The organism is Parasedimentitalea psychrophila, from assembly GCF_030285785.1.
GTDB lineage: Bacteria > Pseudomonadota > Alphaproteobacteria > Rhodobacterales > Rhodobacteraceae > Parasedimentitalea > Parasedimentitalea psychrophila.
In genome coordinates, this window is record NZ_CP127247.1 from 803,308 (window position 1) to 829,715 (window position 26,408).

Sequence of the window (26,408 nt, forward strand, 5' to 3'; positions counted from 1 at the left end):
CTATGTCGGAACAAGACAATACACTGAATGTCACCCGCCGCGGCCTAATGAGCGCGACCGCCACCGGGGCCGTACTGGCCACCGCCGGTGTTGGCGCAACCTTGATGGGCGCGAAAGAGGCCAGCGCAGCCTCCAAAATCTCGCTCGCCCCTGGTGAGCTGGACGATTACTACGGCTTTTGGTCTTCGGGCCAGACCGGCGAGTTGCGCATCCTGGGCTTCCCCTCCATGCGCGAACTGATGCGGGTGCCGGTTTTCAACCGTTGCTCGGCCACTGGCTGGGGCCAGACCAATGAATCGCTGAAGGTTCTGACCGAAGGCCTGTTGCCGGAAACCAAAGAGTTTCTCGCCAAGCGCCACGAGAAAACCTATACCAACGGCGATTTGCACCACCCGCATATGTCGTTCACCGATGGCACCTATGATGGCCGCTATCTGTTCATGAACGACAAAGCCAACACCCGTGTTGCGCGGGTTCGTTGTGATGTCATGAAAACTGACAAAATCATCGAAATCCCCAACGCTGGCGACATCCACGGCCTGCGTCCGCAGAAATTCCCGCGCACTGGCTATGTCTTTGCCAATGGCGAGCACGAAATTCCGCTGATCAACGACGGATCTATCTTGGATGAGCCCGACAAGTATGTGAACATCTTCACTGCGATCGACGGCGACAGCATGGAGATCTCCTGGCAGGTGATGGTTTCGGGTAACCTCGACAACACCGATTGTGACTACCAGGGCAAATACGCCTTCTCGACCAGCTACAACTCGGAAATGGGCATGAACCTGCCCGAGATGACCGAATCCGAAATGGACCACGTGGTTATTTTTAACCTCAAGGAAATCGAAGCCGGTATCGCAGCGGGCGACTATCAGGAACTGAACGGCGTCAAGGTGATCGACGGACGTAAAGGCCAGAACAAGAAATACACTCGCTACGTTCCGATCCCCAACAGCCCGCACGGCGTTAACACCGCGCCGGACCAGAAGCACATCATGATCAACGGCAAGCTGTCGCCGACCGTTTCGGTGATCGACGTGACCAAAGTGGACGCGCTGTTTGACGGTGCCGATGCGCGCTCCTGTATTGTTGCTGAACCAGAACTGGGTCTTGGCCCGCTCCACACTGCCTTCGACGGCAAGGGTCATGCGTTTACAACCCTGTTCCTGGACAGCCAGGTGGTGAAGTGGGATATCGACAAAGCCATCCGCGCCTATGCGGGCGAAGATGTCGATCCGATCATGCACAAAACCGACGTGCAGTATCAGCCAGGTCACAACCACACTTCGATGGGTGAAACCAAAGAGGCCGATGGTCAGTGGCTGGTGTCGCTCAACAAATTCTCCAAGGACCGTTTCATTAACGTTGGTCCCCTGAAGCCGGAGAATGAGCAGCTTCTGGACATCACCGATCCGAAATTCCCTGTGGTACACGACGGCCCAACATTTGCCGAACCACATGACGTTATCATTGTACGTCGTGACATCGTGAACCCGGTCAATATCTGGGATCGTAACGACCCAATGTGGGAAGACGCCCGCGTTCAGGCTGCCGCTGACGGTGTTGATCTGGAAGATACTCCAGAAGAGCCCATCCGTGACGGCAACAAGGTGCGGGTCTACATGACCAGCCAGGCGCCGACTTTTTCGATGGAGAAATTCACCGTCAAGGAAGGCGATGAAGTCACCATCTACGTCACCAACCTGGATGACGTGGACGACGTGACCCACGGCCTGACCATTTCCAACTATGGCGTCGCCATGGAAATTGGCCCAATGGCCACCGCATCGGTTACTTTCACTGCCGATCGTCCGGGTGTACACTGGTTCTACTGTCAGTGGTTCTGCCACGCGCTCCACATGGAGATGCGCGGCCGGATGCTGGTTGAACCCCGCGAGGCTTAAGAACATGCGCTGGCTCCTACCTTTAATGGCATTTGTCTGCTCTCCGGCTCTGGCCGCTGAATGGGCGGTGCCCAACCGGGCGGGGGCCATTGCTGAAACATTGGCGCAGGCGGCGGATGGTGACACCCTCCGCCTCGCCTCTGGTACCTATGCCGAGACTGTGCTGCTGGACCGCCCTGTCGTGCTGGATGGCGGCGGTGTCGCAACGCTCAAGGGCAATGGCACGGGATCGGTCATCACGGTGACCGGGCATAATATCACTGTCACCGGATTGACGATCATCGGGTCAGGCTCGGAACACGAAACCATCGACAGTGGCATCACCCTCACCAAAACGGCTAAGGCGCCGCGAATTATCGACAATACCTTGCTGGGCAACCTGTACGGAGTTGACGTCCACGGTGCCAAAGATGCCCTGATTGCCGGCAATCACATAGAGGGTCGCCAAGACCATCATATGAACGCCCGCGGCAACGGCATTTATGTCTGGAACGCGCCCGGCACCATTGTCGAAGACAACAGCGTCCGCTGGGGCCGCGACGGTGTCTTTGTAAACAGCTCCAAGAATAACATTTTCCGCAACAACAGCTTCCGCGACCTGCGGTTTGCGGTGCATTATATGTATGCCGACAATTCCGAGGTGTCCGGCAATGTGTCGATCGGAAACCACCTTGGCTATGCGATGATGTTCTCTACCCGGGTTCGGATCACTGACAACGTGTCATTGAATGATCGCGACCACGGCGTGATGATGAACTACGCCAACAAAAGCGTGATCACCGGCAATTACGTCAAGAACGCCTCGGGCAAATGCACCTTCCTCTACAACTCTCACAAGAATGATTTCAGCGGCAACTGGTTTGAAGGCTGCGACATCGGCATCCATTTCACCGCCGGGTCCGACGACAACCGCATAGTTGGCAACAGCTTTGTCGGCAACCGTACCCAGGTGAAATACGTATCCTCCAAATGGGTCGAATGGTCCGAACAGGGTCGCGGCAACTATTGGAGCGACTTTGCAGCCTTTGACGTCGATGGCAATGGCATTGCCGACGCGCCCTATCGCCCTAATGACAGCATGGATCACGTGTTGTGGACTCAACCCGCTGCCAAGCTATTGCTGGGCTCTCCCGCTGTGCAACTGGTGCGCTGGTCGCAGTCCGCCTTCCCGGCCCTGTTGCCGGGCGGCGTGTTGGACAGCAATGCACTGATGGCCCCGGTTCGACCGGCGGCAAGCAAGAAGGTACTTCAGGATGGGTAACACCCTGACAATCAAGTCGGTCAGCAAATTCCGTGGCAAAATCCAGATTCTGCAGGATGTAGATCTGGTGATCGCCCCGGGCGAGCGGCTGGCATTGCTGGGCCACAATGGCGCCGGTAAATCGACCTTGATCAAGACAATTCTGGGCCTGACGCCGGTGCATCAGGGCAGCATCCAGATTTGCGGCGCAACACCTGGCTCGGCTGAGGCACGCCGAACCACCGCGTTTCTTCCGGAATCCGTCAGCTTTCACCCGGCGCTGACCGGCCGCGAGCAACTGGCCTTGTTTGCCCGCCTGTCCGGCGCAGGCGGCGATGTGGCGGGCCTGCTGGACCGCGTCGGCCTGAGCGACGCGCTGGATCGCCGGATCGGAACCTATTCCAAGGGGATGCGGCAGCGGCTGGGGCTGGCGCAGGTCTTGCTGGGGAGACCCAAACTGGCACTGCTGGACGAGCCGACCAGCGGGCTGGACCCGATTTCCCGGCAGGATCTCTATGCGATCATTGACGAGCTGGCGGCCCAGGGCACTGCCATTCTGATTGCCAGCCATGCCTTGACCGAGGTCGAAGCCCGCACCGACCGTATTGCCATCCTGCGCAAAGGTGTAAAAGTGGCCGATAATACGCTGGCAGCCCTGTCGCGAGCAGCCGATTTGCCAACCCATCTGCGCATCACCGCCCAAAGCGACCAGATCGAACAGCTGGCGGCCCAGATCGGCGGCAGACGTATCAACGGGGCGGCGCTGGAAATCAGCTGTAGCGCCGACCAGAAAATGGATGAACTGCGCCGCATCGCGGCCATGGGCGACGCCATCGTCGATATTTCCATGACACCGCCGCGACTGGAAGACCTGTACCGCCACTTCTCCAAGGAAGACAGCCGATGATGATCCCGCGCGCCCTTGCTATTGCTCAATCCGAACTGCTGATCCTGCGCCGCAATCGCTGGCTGTTCATGGCGACGCTGATCATGGTGCTGTTTGCGCTGGCCCTGACCTTTGCCGGCAGTGCGCCAACCGGCAGTCTGGGCGTTGACATGCTGACCATCTCGGTCGCGTCGATGACAACCCTGTCGGTCTATCTGGCGCCGCTGCTGGCGCTGATGATGTCGTTTGATGCCATTTCCGGAGACCTTGATCGCGGCAGCCTGTCGCTGCTGCTGTCTTATCCGCCCAGCCGCGGTGAAATCCTTGTTGGCAAATTCCTGGCGCAGCTAGCAGCGCTGAGCTTTGCGATGATCGTCGGCTTTGGCACCGCAGGGGCGCTGGCGACCTGGTCCGGGGGCTCTGGCCCGGAAAGCCTGCTGGCCCTGGCCCGTCTCATCGCCACCTCGATCCTGCTTGGGGCGGTGTTCCTGTCTTTGGGATACATGGTCTCCGCCCTAGCGGGGAGCTCCACAGCGGCCGCAGGCATGTCAGCGGCACTTTGGCTGATCTTTGTGGTGCTGTTTGATCTTGGATTGCTGGGCGCTGTTGTGATGGATCAAAGTGGCTATTTCACCCAGACGATATTCCCCTGGCTGATGGTCGCCAATCCGGCTGATGCGTTCCGGGTGTGGAACATCGCGAGCTCGGATGCTGTGGCCCTTTCCAGTGGCATGACCGGCGCGGCGAGCGCGCTTCCTGGCTGGGCGGCCCCTGGTTCCCTGTTGCTTTGGCCAATCATCGGATTGACCCTGGCCCGCATTGCATTTGGACGGGTAGAACCATGAAGACAGCAGCCCTTATTTTCGCCATCCTTGCGCTGGCCGCTTGCAAAGAGGAGGTCGCCAAGGCGCCGCCTCCGCCTATGGAGCTGAACACCGAGGCGCTGAGCTTTTTCTGTCAGATGAATGTTCTTGAACACGGCGGGCCAAAAGGACAAGTCCATCTGGAGGGCTACCCTGCCCCGTTGTTTTTCGCCCAGGTTCGCGACCTTGTCGCCTATCTGAAAAGCCCCGAGCGTGACGCACGGATCACCGCAGTCTATGTCAGTGACATGGGCAAGGCCACCAGCTGGGATGATCTGGGCCAGAGCAATTGGATTTTGGCCAAAGATGCCCAGTTCATCGTCGGCGCCGATGTGGCAGGTGGTATGGGCGCGCCTGAAATTGTCCCGTTTGGCGACGCGGCCTCGGCCGCGCCGTTTCTCACCAAATACGGCGGACAGCTGCTGCCGTTCACCGAAATTCCAGATGACGCCGCTCTGGCCCCTGTCGATCTGTCACAACCTTTGGAAACCCCGTCATGAAACATTTGAATCGCCGCCGGTTTCTGACCATTTCAGCCGCCGCCTGTAGCCTGCCAATGCAGGCCGCCGCCGCCCCGGCCCGCTGGCGCGGCATTGCCCTGGGCGCGCAGGCGACGCTGCAGCTTGCAGGTTTAACCCAGACCCAGGCTGATCCCATTTTCACGGCGGTTGAGAATGAACTGTCGCGCCTGGAGAATATTTTCAGCCTGTACCGAGAGACCTCTGAAATCAGGCGGTTGAATGGCGCCGGACATCTGTCTGCCCCGTCGCATGAACTGCTCGAAGTTCTCAGCATTTCAAACATGCTGAACAGTGCCACCGACGGCGCCTTCGATCCAACGGTTCAAACCCTCTGGCAGACCGCAGTGGGGGCAGACAGTGCCGGTGCTGCAACAGGATGGACGCATTTGCAATACAACAGCCAACGGGTTGAATTCACCCACCCCGACGCTGCAAAAATGGGGCTTACCCTGAACGGAATTGCGCAGGGCTATATCACTGACAAGATTGCCGACCTCCTGCGCCAAAAGGGCCTGATAAACGTGCTGGTAGACTTTGGCGAAGTCATGGCCAGCGGCCAGCGCAGCACCGGCCAAGACTGGCGCGTTGGCATTGAGACCCCCGACGGTCAACGGGTCAAGCAGATGACCCTCACAGACCGCGCCCTTGCCACCTCGGCCCCGATCATGGCTACCTTTGACGGTGCCCGGTCAAACCCACATATTTTCCCGCCGAGCGCTCGTCACCAGCTGCGCCAGGGACTGGTGTCGGTATCGGCACCGACCGCAGCCATTGCGGATGGTCTTTCAACAGCTTGCTGCCTGCTGTCGGTGCATCAAATTCAAGTTGCGCTGGAGCAGATCCCCGGCACTCGGCTGGAAGCCCTGCAACCGCTCATTTGATGGTTTGCGACCCCTATGAAGGGGTCGCAGCCATATTTACCGGTCACTCACATTCAAGCAAAAGCGTGCCCGAAGCGGTGTTCGAGATCGGAATGTGGTAGTTGCGGGTGATCTCGGTGACGTTGTCGCCCAGCGCCCCACGCATCATCATCCACATCAGAAATTCGGTGCCCTGAGCGCCCGCTTTCTCCACCAGTTCCTGACGGGTGATTTTGGTCAACAGGTCTGGATTATGGGCGATATTTTCAAGGCAGTATTGGTCGAATTCCTTATTGATAAAGCCCGCACGTTCGCCTTCCAACTGGTGGCTAAGCCCGCCGGTTCCCAGCACCACGACCTTCAGATCTTCGGGAAAACTTTCAATGCCTTTACGTAGCGCCCGACCGAAATCCAGCGCCCGTTTCAGCGTCGGGATCGGGTGCTGCACGGTGTTGGCCGAGATCGGGATGGCCCGTGGCATGTCAGGATTATGCGGCGCACCTGGCCAGAACAGCTGCATCGGCACAACAAAGCCGTGATCGACCGCCAGTTCCTGACAGGATGTGATGTCGAATTCATCCGCCACCATGCTTTCAATGATGTGCCAGCTCATCTCTGGGTGGCCCGGGAACGGATCCAGCGACGGCAAGCCCCAGCCCTCGTCCTCGTTGCGATATTCATGCGCAGCGCCAATTGCGAAGGTCGGCATTTGATCGAGAAAGAAACCCAAGCCATGATCGTTGTAGATGTTGATGACAACATCCGGTTTGTTCTCTTTGATCCAGCTATGTATCTTTATGTAGCCGTCAAAAAACGGTTTCCAGTACGGATCATCATGCAGCTCATTCTTGACTGCGTGGCCCACGGCCGGAATGTGCGAGGTCGAGATACCACCGAGAATTTTCGCCATTTTCTTCTCCTTACGCCTGATCTAGCAAATATTGCTTGAATTCTTCGGTGGTCATGCCGGTTTGCATGCCGCCCACGTCCTGAACAGACAGTTTGAAAATTCCGGTCAATTTGGCCAGGTAGTAGATGTTGCCGCCTGCCGCGATCATCGCCAGAATATCGCGATCGCGGATCGCCTGTTTATGAGCCTCGTTGAGGCCATAACTTTCCATAAAGGCCTCTTCGTCGGCCGCAAATGCGTCGCGGTTTACTTCCTTGTTGAAGGCGTAGCACATCTTGTTCAGCGCATAGCCCTTCATGGCCTGTTTGCCGTCAAAAAGTGTCGTCCCTGGAATGTCGATGTGATAGTCGAAGCCCGGTTGATCCATCGGGGGTACTCCGTTTTTGTAACGCGCCTGTTGGTCAGGCGGATGCAATGTTCACGCCCAGTAAAGGCGCATGGGATTGTCTACCAGCAACTGCTGCTGCAGCGCCTTGGATGGTGCAATTTTCGGGATGAAATCAACCAGAGCCCCGTCGTCAGGCATGTGCGATTTCATATTCGGATGTGGCCAATCCGTGCCCCACAACACGCGATCCGGGAACCGCGCGACGATTTCGGCGCAATAGGCCACCACATCGTCGTAGGGCGGCCCTTGCTTTGACAGGCGTTCGGGGCAGGTCACTTTTGACCAGATGTTCGTGTTGTCTTCCATCAGCTGGATGAAACGCTGAAAGTCGGGATGATCGACCCCCTTGGAGACATCCGGGCGGCCCATATGATCCACCACAACAGTGGTGGGCAGCTGCTTCAGGAACGGTTCAATCTCTTCCAGATCCTGAGCCTCAAAGTAGACAACGATGTGCCAGCCAAAATGCTTGATCTTGTTGGCGATGGCCAGGAACACCTCTTTGGGGGTGTCATCCACCAGACGTTTGACAAAGTTAAAGCGCACTCCGCGCACCCCGGCCGCGTGCATTTCCCGGATTTCAGCCTCGGTAATGTCACCCCGAACCGAGGCAATCCCCCGTGCCAGATCACCACCCGAGCGGCAGGCATCCATCATGGCGCGATTGTCGTTGCCGTGACAGGTGGCCTGCACAATGACATTGCGGGTAAAGCCTAGATGGTCGCGCAGAGCGTATAGTTCAACCTTGCCCGCATCGCAGGGGGTGTATTTGCGTTCCGGCGCAAAAGGAAACTCGGCAGCCGGGCCAAAAACATGGCAATGCGCGTCCACCGCCCCTTTGGGCAGCTGGAAATCCGGCAGCTTTGGAGCGGGGTGGAACACCAGCCAATCCGGATCCATTTTTTGTAGCTCGGTCATGGGTAGACTTCTCCGTCCATCAGTTTGCGGGCGGTCCTGAGGATCGCGGTAGAGGTGACGCCGCCTGCTTGGTCCAATTTGGCCACAACAGTCATCTCACCAGCGGGATGTTCAACCGGCAATGTTCGGGTTAGGCTCTGGCCGGTATTAGCCAGCTTTTGCGCCGGTGTTCCCTCGATCAGGCAGGCGGTGGCGACACTGACCGCCCCCAATACGCCGATTGTCTTGTGACAGCGGTGCGGAATAAAGGTGCGCGTGGAAATGGCCCCACCATTGCGCGGGGCGCTGATCATGGTCATTTTTGGCACCGTTTTTGTGGTGACATCGCCCAGGTTCATCAAGGGGCCGCAGGTCAGGCGGATCGCTTCCAGCTTTGCACGCAAGGCCACGTTAGACTCTAGCTCTTCCGGGCTTTCGAGACCAGTTATCCCCATGTCCGATGCCCGCATCACCACGCAGGGCATGCCATTGTCGATCATCGTCAACTCAACGCCGTCGACCACGTCAACCACATGTCCGGTTGGCAACAGGGCCCCACAACTGGACCCCGCAGTGTCCTTGAATTCGATCGGTACGGGGGCCGAGGTGCCGGGCACGCCGTCAATCTGCGCGTCGCCCATATAGCTGACTTTGCCGCCGGGTGTCTGGACCTGCGCCACAGCAATCTGGCCGGTGTTTTCCATATAGATGGTGACCGGGGTTTCCCCGTCTTGCGCCGCCACCAACCCGCGCTCAACGGCGAAAGGCGCGACACCAGCCAGCATGTTACCGCAGTTTTGCGCATCCGAGACGAGGGGCCGATCGACAAAAACCTGCAAAAACAGGTAATCGACATCGACGCCCGCGCGATGGGACTTGCGCACCACTGCAACCTTTGAGGTCAATGGATCAGCGCCTCCCATTCCGTTGATTTGGCGGCTGTCAGGCGATCCCATGATCCCGAGCAAGAGCGCATCGCGTGCCTTGGCACTGTCAGGAAGGTCCTGGCCCAGGAAAAACCCACCCTTGGAGGTGCCGCCCCGCATCCACATTGCCCGGATGCCGTCAGACATATTTCAGCCCCTTTTCAGCCAGACGCCCGCGCATATCGTAGATATCAAGCCCCAGCTCTCCGGCCTCAAAGCGGGCGCGCTTGGCCGTCTCATTGGCTTCACGGGCCCGGGCCTTCTCCAGCACCTCGGCGGCCTCTTCGCGGCGCACCACACAGACGCCGTCATCATCCGCAACGATGACATCGCCCGGATTTATCAGCGCATCCGCACAGACCACCGGCACATTGACCGAGCCAAGGGTCTCTTTGATGGTGCCCTGGGCAAAAACCGCCTTGGACCAGACCGGGAAATCCATCTCAGCCAAATCGCGCAGATCGCGCACTCCGGCGTCAATGATCAGACCCTTGCAGCCATGTGCCTTGGCCGAGGATGCCAACAGGTCGCCAAAGTAGCCGGCAATGCTGGGTGAGGTCGGTGCAAGCACCATGATATCGCCCGCCTGCAACTGTTCGATGGCCACGTGCAGCATCCAGTTATCACAAGGCGGCGCCGAGATGGTCACCGCGCTGCCAGCAACCCGCGCTCCGGTATAAATCGGCCGCATATAGGCCGCCAACAGCCCCTTGCGCCCCTGGACCTCATGCACCGTCGCCACACCACAGCTCGCGAGCCCGTCGATGACGGATTGATCGGCGCGTTCGATATTTTGAACAACGATGCCTTGGGTTCCGACTGGATAGCTCATGCCAATTCATCCACGGTCTGCGGAAAGATCATCTCGAAACCTTCAGCGTATTCCGACTTGCGCCCCCCGGCCATCCCGCCCGAATTCCGGCGGAAGTGGTTGCCACGGTTTTCGGCCACGTTGGTATAGAAATCCCACAGGTGTTCCTGGCCCTGCATGCATTCAATCGCCGCGCGTTTCTTGTCCCAGACCGGGGTGATGTCGAGAAAGACATTCGGCTTCCAGCCCATCTGTTCGGTCTGGTGCGGCTCAAACAGGTAGAGCTGCGGTGCGCCGAGCACTTTTTCGCCCGGGTTGTGACCCCAGGCTTGGGCAATCATCCGGCATTCCAGCGCAAACTGCGTCGTGTTCATGTGGTCGGTGTTGTAGGGGTCCCACCTGGAGTGGCTCATCATCCATTTGGGCTGAACTTCGCGGATGATATCAACCATCTGGTCCTGCGCATCCCGGTCCAGACGCAGCGGATAGTCTCCCAGATCCAGAAACCGGATGTCATTGACCCCCAGCGCATCGGCGGCCGCCTGCGCTTCTTCTTGACGGACCTTCTTGACCCTATCCAGCGTCATACCGTCCTGCTTCCACAGCTTGGCGCTTTCGCCGCGCTCGCCGTAAGACAGGCAGGCGACGGTCACGTCATAGCCCAGTTCCTGATGCAGCGCGATCGCACCGCCACAGCGCCAAACGAAGTCAGCCGCATGTGCGGAAATTACCAAAGCGGTTTTTTTGTCAGCCATTGTCTACGTCTTCCACGGTTTCTGCAGGTTGCCCAAAATGTAATAAGGACACCCCATCATGGCCACTTTGAATCCTGACAAGCACATTTGTTTTTGTTACAAAGTGAAAAAGAGGTCGATTGAACCGATGCCTGTCTTCCCCCATATCCGGTATCTCTACGTTGTCAGAGAAGTGTACCGCCATCACCGCATCAGCGCCGCCGCCGATATCGTTCACATATCACAGCCGGCCGCCACTCAGTCTTTGGCCAGGGTCGAGGAGCAATTGGGAGCGCAATTGTTCAAGCGCCAGCCAAAGGGCATGTTTCCCACCGAGATCGGCAAGATATTTGAAGGGCGATTGAACCGTATTCTTGAACATCTTCGCCGGGGTGACAGCCAGGCTAGAAAGAAGGCGGCCCGAAACGACGGCGCGGCCCCACGACAAGCGTTCCACAGGTTCTGCTCGCCGGTGCAGCTACGGGCCTTGATCGCCATCGCAAAGACAGGCAGCTTCAGTCAAGCGGCCTATGAGCTGGGCGTCAGCCAGCCAGGGATTCACCGCGCCTTGCGCGAGCTGGCCTCGTTGTCGGGGCTGACATTGTTTGATCAAGCCCGCGGTGGCGTTGAATTGACCGCCGCGGCCGAGGTTTTCACCCATCAGGTCAGGTTGGCCATGAGCGAATTCCAACAGGCGGCATTTGAAATCAATGAACATCTTGGCCGCGATGTCACCCGCATCAACCTGGGATCCTTGCCATTGTCACGCACCGCGATTCTTCCTGCTGCAATTGATGATTTGCTAAAGGAAGTTGGGGTGCGCGTTCAGATCAATTGTGTGGATGCACGATATCATGCCTTGCTCAGGGATCTGCGGTTTGGCGAATTGGACTTCCTGCTGGGGGCGCTGCGTCATCCGCAGCCCGCCAACGATGTTGTGCAGGAAGAGTTATTTGTCGATCGTCTTGCAGTGGTGGTGGCCCCCGACCACCCGCTGACCAGAAAGACGAGTGTTACCCTGCAGGATACGCTGGCCTTTCCCTGGATCGCCCCGCCGCGCGAGACGCCTTCAGGGGCCTATCTGGCCGAGCGTCTGCGCATCCAGGATATGGCGCAAACCCCGGTGCGCATCGTGTCCAGCTCGATGGTATTGCTGCGCGGGTTGCTGTCACGCGGCGACTACATCTCCATTGCCTCCAGACGCCAGATCGAAGCCGAAGAGCAATACGGGACCCTGGTCCAGTTGCCGATAGAGCTGCCCGAATCTGAGCGGCCGATTGGACTGACATTCAGATCCGGATGGACCCCAACGCCGGTTCAGCAACGCTTTCTTGAAATCATTCGCCAGAAGGCCGCATCCGGGTGAATTTTGGCGCCGAGACTAACAAAATCAAATGTCGTTGATTGCATTCAAATTCCATAACTGGTGGCCAAGGTGATATAGGTTGGGCCAACTGTCATATGACTCTTGCTGCCGCGCTGTCGCCCCAAGAGGCTCAATATCAACATGGGGAAACCAGATATGAGAATTTGCGTAGCAGGCGCCTACGGCGCGTTTGGATTGAAACATCTGGACGCCTTGGCCAATATCGAAGGTGTCGAAGTGACCTCGGTCATGGGGCCGACCAAAGCCAAGATCGAGGCGCTGGCAGCCGCGCGCGGCATTGGTCACGCCAGCACCACCCTTGAGGACTGTCTTGCACGCGATGATGTTGATGCGGTGATCCTGTCAACGCCGACCCAGATGCATGCCGCCCAAGCCATTGCCTGCATGGAGGCCGGCAAACACGTTCTGGTCGAAATCCCAATGGCCGACAGCCTCGAAGACAGCCTGGCTGTGGTTGCCAAGCAGAAAGAGACCGGTCTGGTTGCCATGGCCGGTCAGGTGCGCCGCTTTAATCCAAGCCACCAGTGGATCAAGAACAAGATCGACGCCGGCGAGCTGAAAATCCAGCAGATGGATGTGCAGACCTATTTCTTCCGCCGCACCAATACCAATGCCAAGGGCGATCCACGCTCCTGGACCGATCACCTGCTGTGGCACCACGCCTGCCATACGGTTGACCTGTTCCAGTATCAGACTGGCGGCAAAGCGGTTGCTGCCTTTGGCCTTCAGGGTCCGGCGCATCCCGATCTGGGAATTGCCATGGACATGGCGATTGGGTTGAAATCCGAAGACGGCGCGATTTGCAGCCTGTCGCTGTCTTTCAACAACGACGGACCATTTGGCACCTTCTTCCGTTATATTTGCGACAAAGGCACTTATCTTGCCCGCTATGATGATCTTTATGACGGTAACGACAACAAGATCGACCTGACTGGCGTTGCCGTCTCCAGCAACGGAATTGAACTCATCGACCGCGAATTTATCTCGGCGATCCAGGAAGGTCGCGCCCCCAATGGCTGTGTGACAGACGTTCTGGCGGCGATGGAAACGCTTGATCGGATTGAGCAGACGATGACGTAATCAGAAGGCCCGCTGCAAGGCGGGCTTTGCTGATGCGATTGCGTCTCAGCCTTCTAGATTTTGGCGAAAAGCACGCGGGGACAGGCCGGTAGCCCGCTTGAACACCCGGCTGAAATAGGCCGGGTCGCCAAACCCCAATTGATAGGCAATTTCCGAAATGCCGAGGTTGGAAAAAGCCAAATTTCGCCTAGCCTCTCGTATCAATCGTGCTTCGATGGCGGCTGAGGCGGGCTGCCCGGTTGACTGGCGCATCACCCGGCTAAGATGGGTTGGCGTAACGGCCAGAAGATCGGCGTAGCCTGCAACCCCAAGGTGGTTCAAATGGTGCTCCTCCACCAGCGCCTCAAACCGCTTTTGAAGCCGATGATCGGACTGAGACACCACCGGATCCTTGGCCGCGATGGCGCGTGCAACCAGCCCGGCCAGAACACTGGACAGCGCCCGCAGAACATGGGCTCGGGCAAACCCGCGACCGGGGTATTCAGCAAAAATTGAATTGACAATTCTTTTTATTTCTATGGGAAACTGGACTATTTCAGGCGTCTTCAAAAACGGGCGCAAACCTTCCGGATCGTGCAGGTTCTCCTCCAATAATTCGGAAGCCACAGTCACCACCCAGCCCTGAGTGCCGGGCTCAAAAGTGAACCCATGTACCGTTCCCATCGGTATATTGACCAGGTCGCCAGAGGTAATCTGGTGGCGATTTTCCTCGATCAGCACCTCCCCTGCCCCGGCATCCAGCAAAACAAACTGATGCAGATGATTGTGGCGATGCGGCGAAAATTCCCAGTCGTGCACCAGCGAGCGCGCCTCGATGGTTTCACAGTGAACGACGTCAGGTAAATCCTGACGCTCGCCAAACAAGTTGAAGTTTTCAATGACGGCCATGTTCGATTCGTACCAGTTTTTACCGGATGCATCCATTCACTTGGCGGTGGTTTTTGCTCATTATTGACAAAATTTTTGGAGATCCAGGACATGAACATGAAAACCAAGGTCGGAATCATCGGCGGCGGACCGTCAGGCCTGTTGTTAAGCCAGCTGCTCGATCTCAAAGGGATCGACAATATCGTGCTGGAGAAACACAGCCGGGAATACGTGCTTGGCCGCATCCGCGCTGGCGTTCTGGAACACGGATTTGCCGCGTTGATGCGCGAGGCCCAGTGCGGCGAGCGCATGGATGCTGAGGGCGAAATTCACGACGGGTTCTACATCGCCGAAGGTGACAAGAAACGGCGCGTTGATCTGGCCGGGCATACGGGCGGCAATTCGGTTATGGTCTACGGTCAGACCGAACTGACCCGCGACCTGTATGACGCGCGCTCAAAAATGGGCGGCAAGGTCATCCACAATGTCGAGGATGTGACGCTGCATGACCTGAAAAGCGACGCCCCCCATATCACCTACCGCGACGGCGACGACATCATTCGCATTGATTGTGACTATGTCATTGGGGCCGACGGGTTTCACGGTGTCAGCCGAAAATCGATCCCCAAAGACGTCTTGAAAGAATATGAGAAACTGTACCCATTTGGCTGGCTTGGCGTTCTGAGCCGCACCAAACCGGTGTCCCCTGAATTGATCTACGCCAAAAGCGACCGTGGATTTGCACTGTGCTCGATGCGCAGTCAGGTTCTGAGCCGCTACTACATTCAGGTGCCCATGTCCGACAAAGTCGAAGACTGGTCAGATGATGCATTCTGGGCGGAACTAAAGGCACGCCTACCCAAAGAGGTTGCTGCGGAACTGGAAACAGGTCAATCGATAGAAAAGAGTATTGCCCCCCTGCGCAGTTTTGTGGCCGAGCCGATGCGCTATGGCAATCTGTTCCTGGCTGGCGATGCCGCTCACATCGTGCCTCCAACCGGCGCACGCGGGCTGAACTCGGCGGCAAGTGACATCTATTACCTGTATCACGCGCTGCTGGATCACTACAAAGATGGCGACGATACCGGCCTGGAAAACTACAGTGAAAAAGCCCTGGCCAGGATTTGGAAAGCACAGCGTTTCAGCTGGTGGATGACCACACTGCTTCACAAGTTTCCTGACAATATCCCCTATGATGACAGGTTGCAGCAAACCGAAATGGACTATCTGTTCTCATCCGAGGCGGCCCTGACCTCGCTGGCAGAAAATTATGTCGGCTTGCCATTCTGATCTCCAAAATTGGATGGGATGGCGCCAACGAAGCCATCCCATTCAGCCCCCTTAAAGAACACCTAAGCAGCCTCGGCATCCTGAAAAGTGAGCGGCCTGAGAAACATGAAGCCGCCGTGCAGAGCGCATGTGAACTAAAAATTAGCGATATTGCCCTGATACTTGGCTATGCGCCTCTGAGCTCTTCGGAAATTCAGGCGCACTCGAAACGCTATTGCCGTGGCGCAGATGCGACCAGCGCCGTGCGGTTTCATCACCGGCTGAGGGGCTTGATCTGCCATGTATCTATCAGTGAAAACCGCCGCAAAGCTCCGCCGACCACCGGTCACGCCAAAATCTGCCTGTGCCTGCTATGGCAACCGGATCACCCGCCGCATGTGCCGCGCTCAACAGCCAGCCAAGCCCACCGCGCAAATCCTGCATCGCGCTGCCCGGCGGCCCCCCAGCGTAGACATTCGGGCGCTCCGTGACCTTTTCATATGACCGAGGGGGGGGTAACTGCCCTAAAGTAAGTCGACAATATCATTAGATTGCGCTTAGTGCGTCTCTCACGTCTAACCCCGTTCACACCCCAAATCGTCCCATTGAAAAGTCACCGGCAATGCAAAATTTCATTTCCTCGATTGTTTCCTTTCTTCCGTTGGACAATGATCTGATAGTAATGGGGGTGCTGGTGGGCATTTTTGCTGCCACCCGCTGGCGCCGTATTCAGCGCTCTGGTGCGGCGCCAGGTGTGGTGCTTTTTGTCACGGCAATCCTGATCAATGGCGCTCTTCGGTTTGAGTGGGTTTCCGAGTTCCTGTCCTCCATCGGCCCTGACACGCCAGCAAATTTCGGCCGCGAAAATGACGAAAGCTGGCAGGTCTTCACCGTGGACATGTTTGCCACAGTTCTGTTGGCCGCAGGGACATTGGTGTTCATCCAAAGGGTTATCTCTTTTTACGAAAAGCAATCTGACCTGTTAAACGAAGCCACTCTGCGAGAGGACCGCCTGAAGGATGCGGTCAAACTGGCAAAGCTGGGGTTTTATATTTACGATCCAAAGGCCGAAAATCTGCTTTATTGCACCGAACAACATGCCCTGTCGCATGGCATGTCGCTTGAAGACTATCAGGGGCGTTGCTTCGGGCTCGGCGCCAGTACGCTGCCAATTCATCCCGATGATCAGCAGATGATGGTCGAAAAATTCAATGACGTTCGTGCTGGCAAAGTCACTGAGATGGAATATCGGGTGCTCACACCCTCCGGTGAAAAGCGTGTATATAAAGTCACTACGCCAGTGATTGGGCCCAATGGTGACGTCATCCGGGAGGTCGGAACGTCGCAGGACGTCACTGAGCAACGCAAGCATGAAATGGTGGCACGGCAAAGTGTCAAAATGGAAGCGATTGGCAATTTGACCGGTGGTTTCGCCCATGATTTCAATAATCTACTGGCAATTATCATGGGGAGCCTTGAACTGGCGACTGAACACCCGGACAACTTGGACGACCTGCTGGAGCAGGCGTTGGCCGCAACCAACAGGGGGGCCGATTTGACAAAAAGCATGCTGAGCTTTGCGCGCCGCGCGCCGCTGGAACCAACGGATTTGAACCTGAACCAGCTTGTCCGTGACACCATGAACATGGCCAGGCGCGCGTTGCCATCGACAGTTGAAGTGGAGGCATCGTTATTGGCTGGGCTTCGGACCATCAAGGCCGACCGGTCCTCCACCGAAAGCGCCCTGCTGAACCTGATATTGAATGCGCGGGATGCAATAGGTACCAAGGGTCACATTACCCTGGTGACCGAAAACCTGCGGATCGACGACAGCTCGACCGACAGTAGGCTCGATGATCTTGCACCGGGGTGTTATGTGATGCTGGCCGTCAGGGATACCGGCACAGGGATTGCGCCGGACGTCCTTGATCAGATATTTGACCCGTTTTTCACCACCAAAGAGCCTGGCAAAGGAACAGGGCTTGGCCTGTCGATGATCCAGGGGTTCATGACGCAATCCGAAGGCACCATCCGCGTGCACTCGGAACTGGGCCGTGGAACGACGTTCAAACTATTATTCCCTGCCGTGACCCCGCACTCAGACCACAGGGCGGACAGCGAAGAGAACACCCTGGTTTCAGCCGCCCCGGGCAGGCCCGTTATTCTTCTCGCCGAGGATGAGGACGCGGTGAGGGCCGTCTTGCGGCAGACGCTGAAAGATGCAGGCTATGAGGTGATCGCAACGCCCAACGGCGATGACGCGCTTGCCCGGTTTCAAGCTGCCGAAAAAATTGACTTGGTGCTGACTGATATCGTTATGCCCGGCTCGCTACCGGGGCCCGCGCTGGTCCAGGCAATACGTGAACTTGCCCCGTCAATCCCTGCGATTTTCATGTCCGGCTACGCCAGAGACGCCAGGGTTCAGAGCAATGGTTCCCAGCCGCAAGACATCCGCTTGATGAAACCGGTCAGTCGAAAGATTTTGCTGGCAGCGATCGAGCAGGCTTTGGCTGCCGCCAGAATCTCTGACTGTTGAGGCCCGCCCCAGAGCCTCGCGACAGCGACAACGACAACGACAGCGACAACGAAAATGGGGCGGCGAGAACGGGCCCAGTGTCAGTACCAGATGAATACGCCCCAAAAGTGCCCCGTTAAAACCCACCCGTTTTGAGCGCCGGGGAGCCCTGATTTAAAAAGACAGAGCCTGAGCCTCAGCGCGATTGCGCGCAAGCTGGGGGCCGACAGACAGACAATTCGCAAGGATTTGAAGACCGGGCTTGAGGCACCGGCTTAGGGCCCACGCGCCGCACCGGCAAAGAGCAACAGGCCCAGAGAGGCAAACAGGGCAACAACCAGTATGACAATACGCCGGGATCAGAAGCCCGGATGTCCGAACTACCCCTTGGTTAAAGCATAGGCCCCGGCAAGGAAGGCGTTCTTCAAATAGACCAGCAGTTTCTCAGGGTACTCCTTGACTTCTTTTTTGGCAAAGTGAGAGAGCGCGACTGGATTGACGAACTTGGTGTCACATCCCTCTACGAGTTGGATCAAGGTCTCAATTTTGAAGGACACGGCCCCACCAGCCATCTTGCCCTTTCTTGCTCGCGATTTGATTGCAAACGTCTCTACGTCATTGTCACGAGCAAACTCATGAAGTGAAGCCAGAAAAGATCTCAGATCCGCTTCAGATGTGTCGTCCTTGAGTTCAATTCGTGTGATTTTTAGTGGCAGTTTCAAAATTTTGCCTTCGTCGTCAAAGTAGACGACAGCCAGCCTCACTTCTTGAGCTGAAATCTCACATCCGCAAACTCTCATTTGCAACTTTTCTTTTCCAACAGGAAGCCCCGCGGCATCTGCAAGGTTGGTCGGTCACATGTCATCTTAATATCCTCCAGATCATTCTTTCAGCTTGTCTGCTTGGCACTCGATAGCGACTATCAAGCCACCCAGATGGAAAATTCCTGTTTGGGTTCAGGTATCCTCTCCCATTTAGGCGGCCCTTCTTTCGAATGCCAAGGGGCTATATTACCTCGAGAGGGATGCCGCCTTCCGGGATTGCAAAGGCGTGTACCGGAGTTCAATCAGCGTCCGGCAAACCCAGTGCGGTCCAGACATAAACAGTTTCAATCGTCGGAGATGCTGCTCCTTAGTGAAAGCAGCGTATCATTGCCTGGAAGGCTTTTCAGCGCCTCGGCCAACACCGCACGGGTGGCCTCTTCTCCGTCCATTGCGGCGGCAATCCTTGTCAGCATGACCCAGGCTTCCACGTGTTGCGGATCAAGCCGGACCACCTCGCGGAACGCACCTTCGGCTGCGGGAATGTTGCGCATGGTCAAGGCCATACCGCCAAGCACCATATGTGTTTCCGGAAAGTCGATGCGGGACGCCAGCGACAACTGCCATTCGCCCATCGCGCTGCGCATCTGTTCCGCTATGCGCGATGGCAGACGTGCAATTGGCGCGTTGAGCATGGACTTGGCTGCCGCGATGCGAACCATCCTGACGGGGTCCTCCAGCAACCCCACGACACGCTGGACCTTGGCCTGCGGATTGGCGCGCGCCTGCACCCCGATCGCGGCGGCCCTGACCAAGGGGTCTTGGTCCTCGAGCAGCGGCGCAACCCGCTCGGTCATCTCTTCGTCCGCGCCCTGCGACAGCAGCCAAAGTGCCGTCGCGCGTACCAGCCCCGCATGGTCTGGGCTTTGGGCAAGTCCGGCCAAATCTATCTGTGCCCCAACTGGATCGGCGCGGCCCTGCGCCAGTATTGCGCCATAATGAGGTTCGCGATTGGCAGCCTCGGGGTGGCGTTTGGCAATCTCGGCAGATGCCCAAGATGCATCTTGATCACCATGGCAGTCTGCGCAAGCGTAAGGGCTGCCAGTTTGATCAGCGAGATCTGGCCTTGGGATGCGGAAACTGTGATCGCGCCGACCATCAACCCCCATATAGACGCGTTCGACCATATGGCAATTTGTGCACTGAGCCCCTTTGCTTTCGGGGTCATGGAAATGGTGCGAGGGGGCGTCGTAAACCTTAAGGGGAAGGCTCGGGAAATCCGGGTTGCCAGCGGGAGAATGGCACTGGCTGCAGAGCGCGTTGCCTTCTGCCTTTAGATTGGCCGTATGCGCGTCGTGACAGTTCAGGCAGCCGACACCCTTGGCATACATCTTTGATTGCAGGAACGAACCATAGACATAGACCTCGTCCTGGATTTGGCCGTCAGCGTGATAGAGGCCGGGGCGCAGCAGCGCCAGCGTATAGGCGTCACCGAATGCCGTGCCCGGCACAGGGTTGCCATCACTCAACGGTTCGCGCCGAGCATGGCAACTGGCGCATTGCTGGATAGTAGCCTCGGTTCCGGCAGTGGCAAAATCCATCGAAAAGCCATATCCGGTGGGTGGCGCACTGGGGGTCGAAGCATTGCTATCGGCCCAGCTTACATGGCGCGATCCCGGTCCGTGGCAGGCCTCGCAACCGACACCAATTTCGGCCTGAGTGGACGCGTATGTCTGCGCAGCGGCGTCAAAGTTCTTCTCAAATCCGGTAGCGTGGCATTCAGCGCAACGTCCATTCCAGTTTTTGTACGGGCCGGTCCAGTGCAATCCGTCATCGGGCGGCAGTTTCTGGTCAGGGTAGAGGTGGAACCAGCGCTTTTCGACCGTGTCCCAGACAATATCGAAGCTTTGCAACTGGCCCGGCTCGGTCTCAATGATGTATTGTTGCAGCGGTTCGATCCCGGCGACGGAATGCACGACGAAGGCCTTCTTGGTTCCATCGGCCTCAGTCACGTCGATGTTATAGCTGTCTCCGTCACGTGAAAAATCTGTCAAAACGCCGTCATGCAAGAACGAGCTGTTGTTGAAATCCGCGACAATGGTCTCTTCCGAAGGCGCAGTCCAAGCCAAGGCATGATGCGATCCAGACCATTTGGCGCTCATCCCATCGTGGCAGCCAGCACAGACCTGCGAGCCAACATAAGCCGCATCATCTGTTGCGGATTGTTGGGCCAAGGCAGGCAAGGAAAAATACGTCGAGAAGGCGAAGAGGATTGTAAGCAGGCGGATCATCAATTGCTCCTGATGGGCGTCGGCGGTTGCGTTACCGGGTGACTGCCGGGTTGAGAGGGGGGAGTGTTTGTTTTCGCTGCTTTTCGGAACCGGTTTTGGAGAGCGCGCGAAGCGCTGACTCCATTTTGTGCCACCCGTCTACCTCTGACGCGGAACCGTGACCGTAGCGGGCAGCACCAAGTGCGGTCAATGCCGCATGGAGCGAGGGATCGTTTCGCGGATCGTCTTGTGGCAGCCGTTTCGCCCAGATGTCCAGGGCGCGCAGGGCGCCATCAAGATCACGTTGGCGCACCGCCTGGTGGACCTGTTTGCGCGCCCATGTTGCTGAGTCAAGATAACGTCGGTGCCGCGCGGCCCGGGCTTGGGACCATCGCGCCCAGAGCGGGCGACCGACAAATACGGCGATCAGCACCAGCGCCAGCATCGCCGCGCCTGCTAGTCCCAATTCCCTCAACGACACCTCCGAAGGCCTATGTGCCAGGGGGGCATCAACTGTCAGCAAAAACCCGTCCACTGAAGCGGTTTCAACCTTGCCGGTTTTCACGTTGAACCAGTCGAGAGTAACGGAACCGGCAGCGCCGTCGCCACCGCTTTGGGCAAGGTAGGTGACGGATTCGATGCGGCTGCCGGTGATTTTGCCGCGTTGCGTTTCTTCGCTCAGGATCGGTTCCGCAGGATACTGGGCGATGCCCTCGAGTGGTTCAAGGTCAAGTAAGTGTGGCAGAAACATCGGCGCTGTGCCTTTGACGCTGGCAGTGACTGTGCGCGTGATACTGTCACCAGGGCGCAGCGGAGCCTCGGTGCCGCTGAGCGTCTGGCTGAGGGTGATCTGCTCGGCGGCGATGAAGGGATCAAGCCCCTTGGCACCGTCTGGCAGGACGCCGGTCAGGGAAACCCCATCCATCGAAATGACATCCCGGCGGGGCTGATTGGTTTCCGGGTCGACCCAGGTCACAATCAACTCTTGCGGCGGAATGTAAAAACGGCCCGGCACCATCGGCGTGATGCGGAAGTGACGCGACACGCCTGACCAGCTGTCGCCGCCAATGCCTTCGCTGACCGGTGTGGTGGCGCGCTCAGGCAGGCGCACAATGAGGTCCGGGCCTTCGAGACTGGGAAATACGACGGGTTTGGTCATCCAGGTAGGCACCAGAACGGTGATCCGAAGGCTGAGCGGTTGCCCCGGAATGGTCTCGGTCTCATCGAAGGTGACTGTGAGCCTGGGGCCGAGGGATTCTTGCGCCGCCGCCGCACCAGCCAGAAGGCAGAGCACCACGAAAACAAGGGAACGTCGGATAAATGTCATGGCGATGACCTCGCCGCTTCGATCTGAAACCGCAGGCGCAGAAAGTCACTGGTGCGGGTATCGACGGTATTCATCCATTGCTCGGTGGTCAGGATGGCTTCATCGCCCCGCGGTTGGCGGTCCGTCTCGGTGTCGGCGCCGCGATTGGCCTCGTTATCATAGACCACGTCATCGGCGCCAATTCCGGTTTCTTCCCCGGTATCAGAGGCTTCGCGGGCTGCTTCGATATACTCCACGATCTCTTGCGCCACCTTCAGGTTCTGCGCCGCACCCGGAAAGTCGGGGTCGCGTTGCAAGGTGGTCTCAAAGGCCCGCACCCCGTCACGATACTGCCGATTTTTGATATGGGCGAGGCCCTGGGTGAACGACGCTTCGGGCGTTTCCTGCCGGAGCAGCAGCTCAATCGCCTCCACATACTGCCCCGAGCGATAGAGCGCATGCCCCTGCCACATCGGATCCTGGAACAACTCGGCGGCCCGGAAGAAATCGTTGTTCTGGTAGGCGCGCCAGCCCTGTTGATCCGGCGTCAGGAACCAGTCGGCGATCCCGTCGGCACGCGCCACTCCGGGCGGTGCTAACGTCAGTCCCAGCCCCAACAGGATCGCGGCCCAACGCATTGTCCAGCCCTGACGATACCAGATCAGACAGAGCAGCGCGGCGGGCACCGCCAGCCACCAACCGCGATCCTCCCACGGCTGATTGTCGTTCTCCAACAGCGCCCGCCGGTAATCCACATTCAGAATCCGGTCGATGCGCGCAACATCGGCATTGTCTGCACTGACCCTTACAACCGGTACATTGCGCAACTGATCCAGCCCGCGATCCGCCTGCCCTTCGGGCAGCATGGCCATCACGGTAATCGCATTGCCCGCCGCCGCATTCAGGGCCCTGGCGTCCTGTAGATCAAGACTGTCGAGGACAAACAGAATGCCGCCGGGCGTCTCCTCGGCCGCCAAGAGATCAGAGGCTATTTGCAGTGCCTTTGTGGCATTGGCGCCGGCTTGGGGCATGACCTCGGGGGCGAGCCCGTCAAGATAGGGCACCATCACCTGTGCGTCCTCTGTGAAAGGCAGAACCCGATGGGCAGACCCGGCATAGGCCACCAACGCGGTGCGGGCACCAGCCCGCAGGTCAAGCAGGTCGCGGATCTTGTATTGCGCCCGTTCCAGTCGGGTGGGGGCAATGTCGGTGCCGGTCATTGAGGGCGTGACCTTCAGAACCACGACCAGCGGCCCGGTCTGGGCCAGAAAGGGATCGACCTGCCGCGTCCAAACTGGCCCAGAGGCGCCGATTGTGACCAACATCAATACCAGCGCGACGGTGTCGATCGGCAGGATACGGTTTCGGGACTGCCCGCCCAGTGTCAACGCCGCCCGCAGATGCGGTGCCAATCCGTCGACCGGCAAACTTATCCGTGTCGCGGCACGCCGATTGAGCCACCACAGCCCAGCCACCGGCACCAGCAGCAATAGCCATAGGGGTCGCAGCAGGTGGAAGGCTTCAATGCTTAGCATTAGATCGGTGAGGAATAGATCGCTCATTGCCGCGCTCTCCATGCCTTGCGGCCACTCAGAAGCGACAGCGAAAAGATGCCTAAAAGCGCAGCCAGACCAAGGCAATACTGCGCAAAGGGGGTGCGCGGGCGATAGGACAGTTCTTCGACCAGACGCGGCACCATTTCATCTATCCTTGCATAGGTTTCGCTAAGCCCCAAAACGTCCGAAGCAAAAAAGCTTATCCCACCCGTGCGGCTGGATATCTCCGCCAGAGCACGCGTATCAACGCGATTGTCCCCGCCAGCTTCTGGATCACCAACCGCAATCGTGTGGATTTCGACACCGCGCGACCGGGCAATTTCTGCAGCGTTCACCGGGCTCATCCGGCTGCCTGTGTCGGCGCCGTCCGACAGCAGGATCATCAGGCGCTGTTCGACGTCGCTCGCCTCAAAGGTGCGGATGGCAAGGCCGATGGCATCGCCAATTGCCGTGTGCGGACCGGCCATGCCGACTTCTGTCTGATCCACGAGGTCGATGATGGTGGCCAGATCCTCGGTCAGCGGCGCCTGCAGATAGGCCTGGGTGCCAAAGACGATCAGGGCAATGCGGTCGCCGTCCCGCTCGGCGACAAAATCGCGTACCACTTGACGCACCGCGGCCAGTCTCTGGATGCGACCGCCGTCGGGGGTGGCAAAATCGACGATGTCCATCGAACCCGAAATGTCGATGGCCAGCACAACATCGCGTGCCGAGCGCGTGATCTCAATGGGCGGGCCCAGCCGTTCTGGGCGGGCGAGTGCGAGGACCAGCAGGATCCAGATCGCGATGGCGGTGATAATCTGGACCCGGTTCCGGCGCAGAATGACTGCTCCGGGGCCTGATTTGGCTTCGGCTACGGAAACTATGCGGCGAAAGAACGGAAAGCGCACCGCCGGCACCTGTTGCCGGTGTGGCGGCAGTAAGCGCCATATTACCCATGGCAATGGCAGTGCAATCAATGCCCAAGGAAATGCCAGCGAGATCATGACGCGGCCTCGCGGCGATGGTGGCGGATCCATTGGGTGGCCAGATCGCGCAGAGCAACCGAGCCGACCAATCCGGGGTGATAGGGGGCTTCGGCAACGATCCGCCCCTGCCCTTCGCGAAATGCTGTCCCGCCCACCGTTGCATCGAGAAACCCAAGCCAGTCCGCACCGCAAAGAGCGGCTACCTCTGTTCGGGGATAGGCCGTCAGCGCTGTCCTGCGGAGGATTTCAGCAATCGCGACCGGGTCAGAGCCAACCCGGTCCAGCTCGGCCAGCGCCGCGCGACGATATGCATTCGCTTTATGGTGACGGTGCCAACGCCAAAGGGACAGCCCCGCGATTGAAGCCAAACCCACAGCAAGCACGATCCAGCCTGCGGTCTGCGGCACCATCGAAATGGCTGGCGGTTCGCTAGGCGACACCAGTTGTTCGATCAGATCTACAAGGTTGACCGGCTCTGTCGTGGCGCCCTCTGTCATCTCGGACCAAGCCCCATCAGACGCCGCATCTGGGTCAGACTGTCTTCGGCAGAGGAGAGCGGCAGAACTGGCACGCCCAGAGTGCGCTGCCAATCCAGAACTTCGGCCAGCCGCCCCTGGGACATCTCGCGCAGGTCGCGGTGCACCGTCTTGTTGCCGGTGTGGATCTCGGCCTGAAACTGGCCATCGGAAATGACCAAATGCAGATCTTCGGGCAGGTCATCAGCCATCGGGTCGGACACTAACCCCAGCACCAGATCATTGTGACGTGACAGACCGCTGACCAGTTTCCGAGTTAGGTCGGTGATCACGTCAAAATCAGAAAACACAAGGATCAGGTGGTTGCGTGGCGCGATGCGGGATACGGATTTCAACACGCGATCCAGCCCCATTGGCGCGACATTGGGCGCGTCGGCCCGCAACTGACTGTTGGCATCGGCAATCGCGGTTAAAAAGCGATTGAGCGCGGCCCGGCTGCGCTGTGGGCGAATTTCAGCGATGGTTTCGTCGCCAAACACGATGCCACCAACCCGGTCTCCTTGATCCAGGATGCGAAATGCAGCCAAAGCGGCGCATTCCGCGGCGGTTACTGATTTCATGTTCAGAACCGAGCCAAAGAACATGGACATACGTTGATCGACCACGATCAGGGTCGGGCGGTCACGTTCCTCGGTGAAGACACGCACATAGGGCTTTCCGGTCCGCGCCGTGACTTTCCAGTCGATCGACCGGACATCATCAGACGGTAAATAATCGCGCAGTTCTTCGAAGTTCAATCCGCGTCCGCGCATCCGCGAGGCAAAACGACCATTGAGTGCACTGCGGCTCGGTTGACGGGGCAGGAAATTAAGGGATTTGGCGCGGCCTTCCAGTTTCCGTAAATGAGCCAAGTCAACGGACACGCGTGGATCCGCCGCGTCAGGCGCCTCGCGGGCGGGTGGCAGCGTGCCGGTGCGTATTCGGGCGGCTTTGTCAAACATCAGCTGGTC

The 26,408-nt window shown here is 58.2% G+C and carries 24 protein-coding genes; 10 read left to right on the forward strand and 14 right to left on the reverse strand.

The features are described 5' to 3' along the window. The first annotated feature begins 2 nt into the window (after positions 1-2). From nosZ to QPJ95_RS03895, 6 genes are read left to right on the forward strand one after another with little or no spacing between them, the layout of a single operon-like run. On the forward strand, positions 3-1,907 hold the full coding sequence (gene nosZ / locus QPJ95_RS03870; RefSeq protein ID WP_270919073.1) for a TAT-dependent nitrous-oxide reductase: 1,905 nt from the start codon (positions 3-5) through the stop codon (positions 1,905-1,907). Between the two features lie 4 nt (positions 1,908-1,911). Further along, a complete protein-coding gene (locus QPJ95_RS03875; RefSeq protein WP_270919072.1) occupies positions 1,912-3,168 on the forward strand; it encodes a nitrous oxide reductase family maturation protein NosD in 1,257 nt (418 codons plus the stop codon). Continuing rightward, complete coding sequence (locus QPJ95_RS03880) at positions 3,161-4,054, forward strand: ABC transporter ATP-binding protein (protein WP_270919071.1); 894 nt, start codon at positions 3,161-3,163, stop codon at positions 4,052-4,054. The genes QPJ95_RS03875 and QPJ95_RS03880 overlap by 8 nt, the downstream gene beginning before the upstream one ends. Positions 4,055-4,056: 2 nt before the next feature. After that, positions 4,057-4,878, forward strand: a complete 822-nt coding sequence (locus QPJ95_RS03885; protein ID WP_270919144.1) for an ABC transporter permease — start codon at positions 4,057-4,059, stop codon at positions 4,876-4,878. Next, a complete protein-coding gene (locus QPJ95_RS03890; RefSeq protein WP_270919070.1) occupies positions 4,875-5,396 on the forward strand; it encodes a nitrous oxide reductase accessory protein NosL in 522 nt (173 codons plus the stop codon). The genes QPJ95_RS03885 and QPJ95_RS03890 overlap by 4 nt, the downstream gene beginning before the upstream one ends. Then, positions 5,393-6,298: an FAD:protein FMN transferase gene (locus QPJ95_RS03895; protein ID WP_270919069.1), complete on the forward strand. Its 906-nt coding sequence runs from the start codon at positions 5,393-5,395 to the stop codon at positions 6,296-6,298. Before QPJ95_RS03890 ends, QPJ95_RS03895 begins: the two co-directional genes overlap by 4 nt. A gap of 43 nt (positions 6,299-6,341) precedes the next feature. On the opposite strand, the gene QPJ95_RS03900 is transcribed toward QPJ95_RS03895, so the two are convergent. The 6 genes from QPJ95_RS03900 to QPJ95_RS03925 are packed head-to-tail and all read right to left on the reverse strand — an operon-like array spanning position 6,342 to position 10,964. Then, complete coding sequence (locus QPJ95_RS03900) at positions 6,342-7,187, reverse strand: class III extradiol dioxygenase family protein (RefSeq protein WP_270919068.1); 846 nt, start codon at positions 7,185-7,187, stop codon at positions 6,342-6,344. A gap of 10 nt (positions 7,188-7,197) precedes the next feature. Further along, positions 7,198-7,554, reverse strand: coding sequence for a protocatechuate 4,5-dioxygenase subunit alpha (locus QPJ95_RS03905; RefSeq protein WP_270919067.1), 357 nt, complete (start codon positions 7,552-7,554; stop codon positions 7,198-7,200). Between the two features lie 51 nt (positions 7,555-7,605). Further along, the gene (locus QPJ95_RS03910) at positions 7,606-8,493 is read right to left on the reverse strand and encodes an amidohydrolase family protein (RefSeq protein WP_270919066.1); all 888 of its coding nucleotides are present in this window, start codon (positions 8,491-8,493) and stop codon (positions 7,606-7,608) included. Then, positions 8,490-9,545 (reverse strand): 4-oxalomesaconate tautomerase, encoded by a 1,056-nt coding sequence (locus tag QPJ95_RS03915; protein WP_270919065.1) that lies wholly within the window; start codon positions 9,543-9,545, stop codon positions 8,490-8,492. Before QPJ95_RS03915 ends, QPJ95_RS03910 begins: the two co-directional genes overlap by 4 nt. Further along, positions 9,538-10,230, reverse strand: a complete 693-nt coding sequence (ligK, locus tag QPJ95_RS03920) for a 4-carboxy-4-hydroxy-2-oxoadipate aldolase/oxaloacetate decarboxylase (RefSeq protein ID WP_270919064.1) — start codon at positions 10,228-10,230, stop codon at positions 9,538-9,540. Before ligK ends, QPJ95_RS03915 begins: the two co-directional genes overlap by 8 nt. Next, on the reverse strand, positions 10,227-10,964 hold the full coding sequence (locus QPJ95_RS03925; RefSeq protein ID WP_270919063.1) for a PIG-L deacetylase family protein: 738 nt from the start codon (positions 10,962-10,964) through the stop codon (positions 10,227-10,229). The genes ligK and QPJ95_RS03925 overlap by 4 nt, the downstream gene beginning before the upstream one ends. Before the next feature lie 58 nt (positions 10,965-11,022). Between QPJ95_RS03925 and QPJ95_RS03930 the strand changes: the two genes are divergently transcribed. Together QPJ95_RS03930 and QPJ95_RS03935 are read left to right on the forward strand one after the other, a co-directional pair. Then, a complete protein-coding gene (locus QPJ95_RS03930; RefSeq protein ID WP_270919062.1) occupies positions 11,023-12,309 on the forward strand; it encodes a LysR family transcriptional regulator in 1,287 nt (428 codons plus the stop codon). Between the two features lie 156 nt (positions 12,310-12,465). Further along, positions 12,466-13,410 carry a Gfo/Idh/MocA family oxidoreductase gene (locus QPJ95_RS03935; protein WP_270919061.1) on the forward strand — a complete coding sequence of 315 codons (945 nt, stop codon included), beginning with the start codon at positions 12,466-12,468 and terminating at the stop codon, positions 13,408-13,410. A gap of 45 nt (positions 13,411-13,455) precedes the next feature. Here QPJ95_RS03935 and QPJ95_RS03940 read toward each other — a convergent pair whose 3' ends face one another. Beyond that, positions 13,456-14,298 (reverse strand): helix-turn-helix domain-containing protein, encoded by an 843-nt coding sequence (locus tag QPJ95_RS03940; RefSeq protein ID WP_270919060.1) that lies wholly within the window; start codon positions 14,296-14,298, stop codon positions 13,456-13,458. 96 nt (positions 14,299-14,394) lie between these two features. Here QPJ95_RS03940 and pobA point away from each other — a divergent pair, with 96 nt between their 5' ends. Both pobA and QPJ95_RS03950 read left to right on the forward strand, forming a co-directional pair. Further along, positions 14,395-15,567 (forward strand): 4-hydroxybenzoate 3-monooxygenase, encoded by a 1,173-nt coding sequence (gene pobA, locus QPJ95_RS03945; RefSeq protein ID WP_270919143.1) that lies wholly within the window; start codon positions 14,395-14,397, stop codon positions 15,565-15,567. Positions 15,568-16,168: 601 nt separating this feature from the next. After that, positions 16,169-18,082, forward strand: coding sequence for a hybrid sensor histidine kinase/response regulator (locus QPJ95_RS03950; protein WP_270919059.1), 1,914 nt, complete (start codon positions 16,169-16,171; stop codon positions 18,080-18,082). A gap of 359 nt (positions 18,083-18,441) precedes the next feature. Here QPJ95_RS03950 and QPJ95_RS03955 read toward each other — a convergent pair whose 3' ends face one another. From QPJ95_RS03955 to QPJ95_RS03985, 7 genes are all read right to left on the reverse strand, one after another. Beyond that, on the reverse strand, positions 18,442-18,861 hold the full coding sequence (locus QPJ95_RS03955; protein ID WP_270919142.1) for a DUF3010 family protein: 420 nt from the start codon (positions 18,859-18,861) through the stop codon (positions 18,442-18,444). Positions 18,862-19,169: 308 nt separating this feature from the next. Next, complete coding sequence (locus tag QPJ95_RS03960; RefSeq protein ID WP_270919058.1) at positions 19,170-21,113, reverse strand: multiheme c-type cytochrome; 1,944 nt, start codon at positions 21,111-21,113, stop codon at positions 19,170-19,172. A 31-nt stretch (positions 21,114-21,144) separates the two neighbouring features. Continuing rightward, a complete protein-coding gene (locus tag QPJ95_RS03965; RefSeq protein ID WP_270919057.1) occupies positions 21,145-22,419 on the reverse strand; it encodes a hypothetical protein in 1,275 nt (424 codons plus the stop codon). Next, positions 22,416-23,960, reverse strand: a complete 1,545-nt coding sequence (locus QPJ95_RS03970) for a VWA domain-containing protein (RefSeq protein ID WP_270919056.1) — start codon at positions 23,958-23,960, stop codon at positions 22,416-22,418. Before QPJ95_RS03970 ends, QPJ95_RS03965 begins: the two co-directional genes overlap by 4 nt. Then, positions 23,957-24,940 (reverse strand): vWA domain-containing protein, encoded by a 984-nt coding sequence (locus tag QPJ95_RS03975; RefSeq protein WP_270919055.1) that lies wholly within the window; start codon positions 24,938-24,940, stop codon positions 23,957-23,959. Before QPJ95_RS03975 ends, QPJ95_RS03970 begins: the two co-directional genes overlap by 4 nt. Continuing rightward, on the reverse strand, positions 24,937-25,419 hold the full coding sequence (locus QPJ95_RS03980) for a DUF4381 domain-containing protein (RefSeq protein ID WP_270919054.1): 483 nt from the start codon (positions 25,417-25,419) through the stop codon (positions 24,937-24,939). The genes QPJ95_RS03975 and QPJ95_RS03980 overlap by 4 nt, the downstream gene beginning before the upstream one ends. Continuing rightward, positions 25,416-26,399 carry a DUF58 domain-containing protein gene (locus QPJ95_RS03985; RefSeq protein WP_270919053.1) on the reverse strand — a complete coding sequence of 328 codons (984 nt, stop codon included), beginning with the start codon at positions 26,397-26,399 and terminating at the stop codon, positions 25,416-25,418. Before QPJ95_RS03985 ends, QPJ95_RS03980 begins: the two co-directional genes overlap by 4 nt. Between the last annotated feature and the right edge of the window lie 9 nt (positions 26,400-26,408).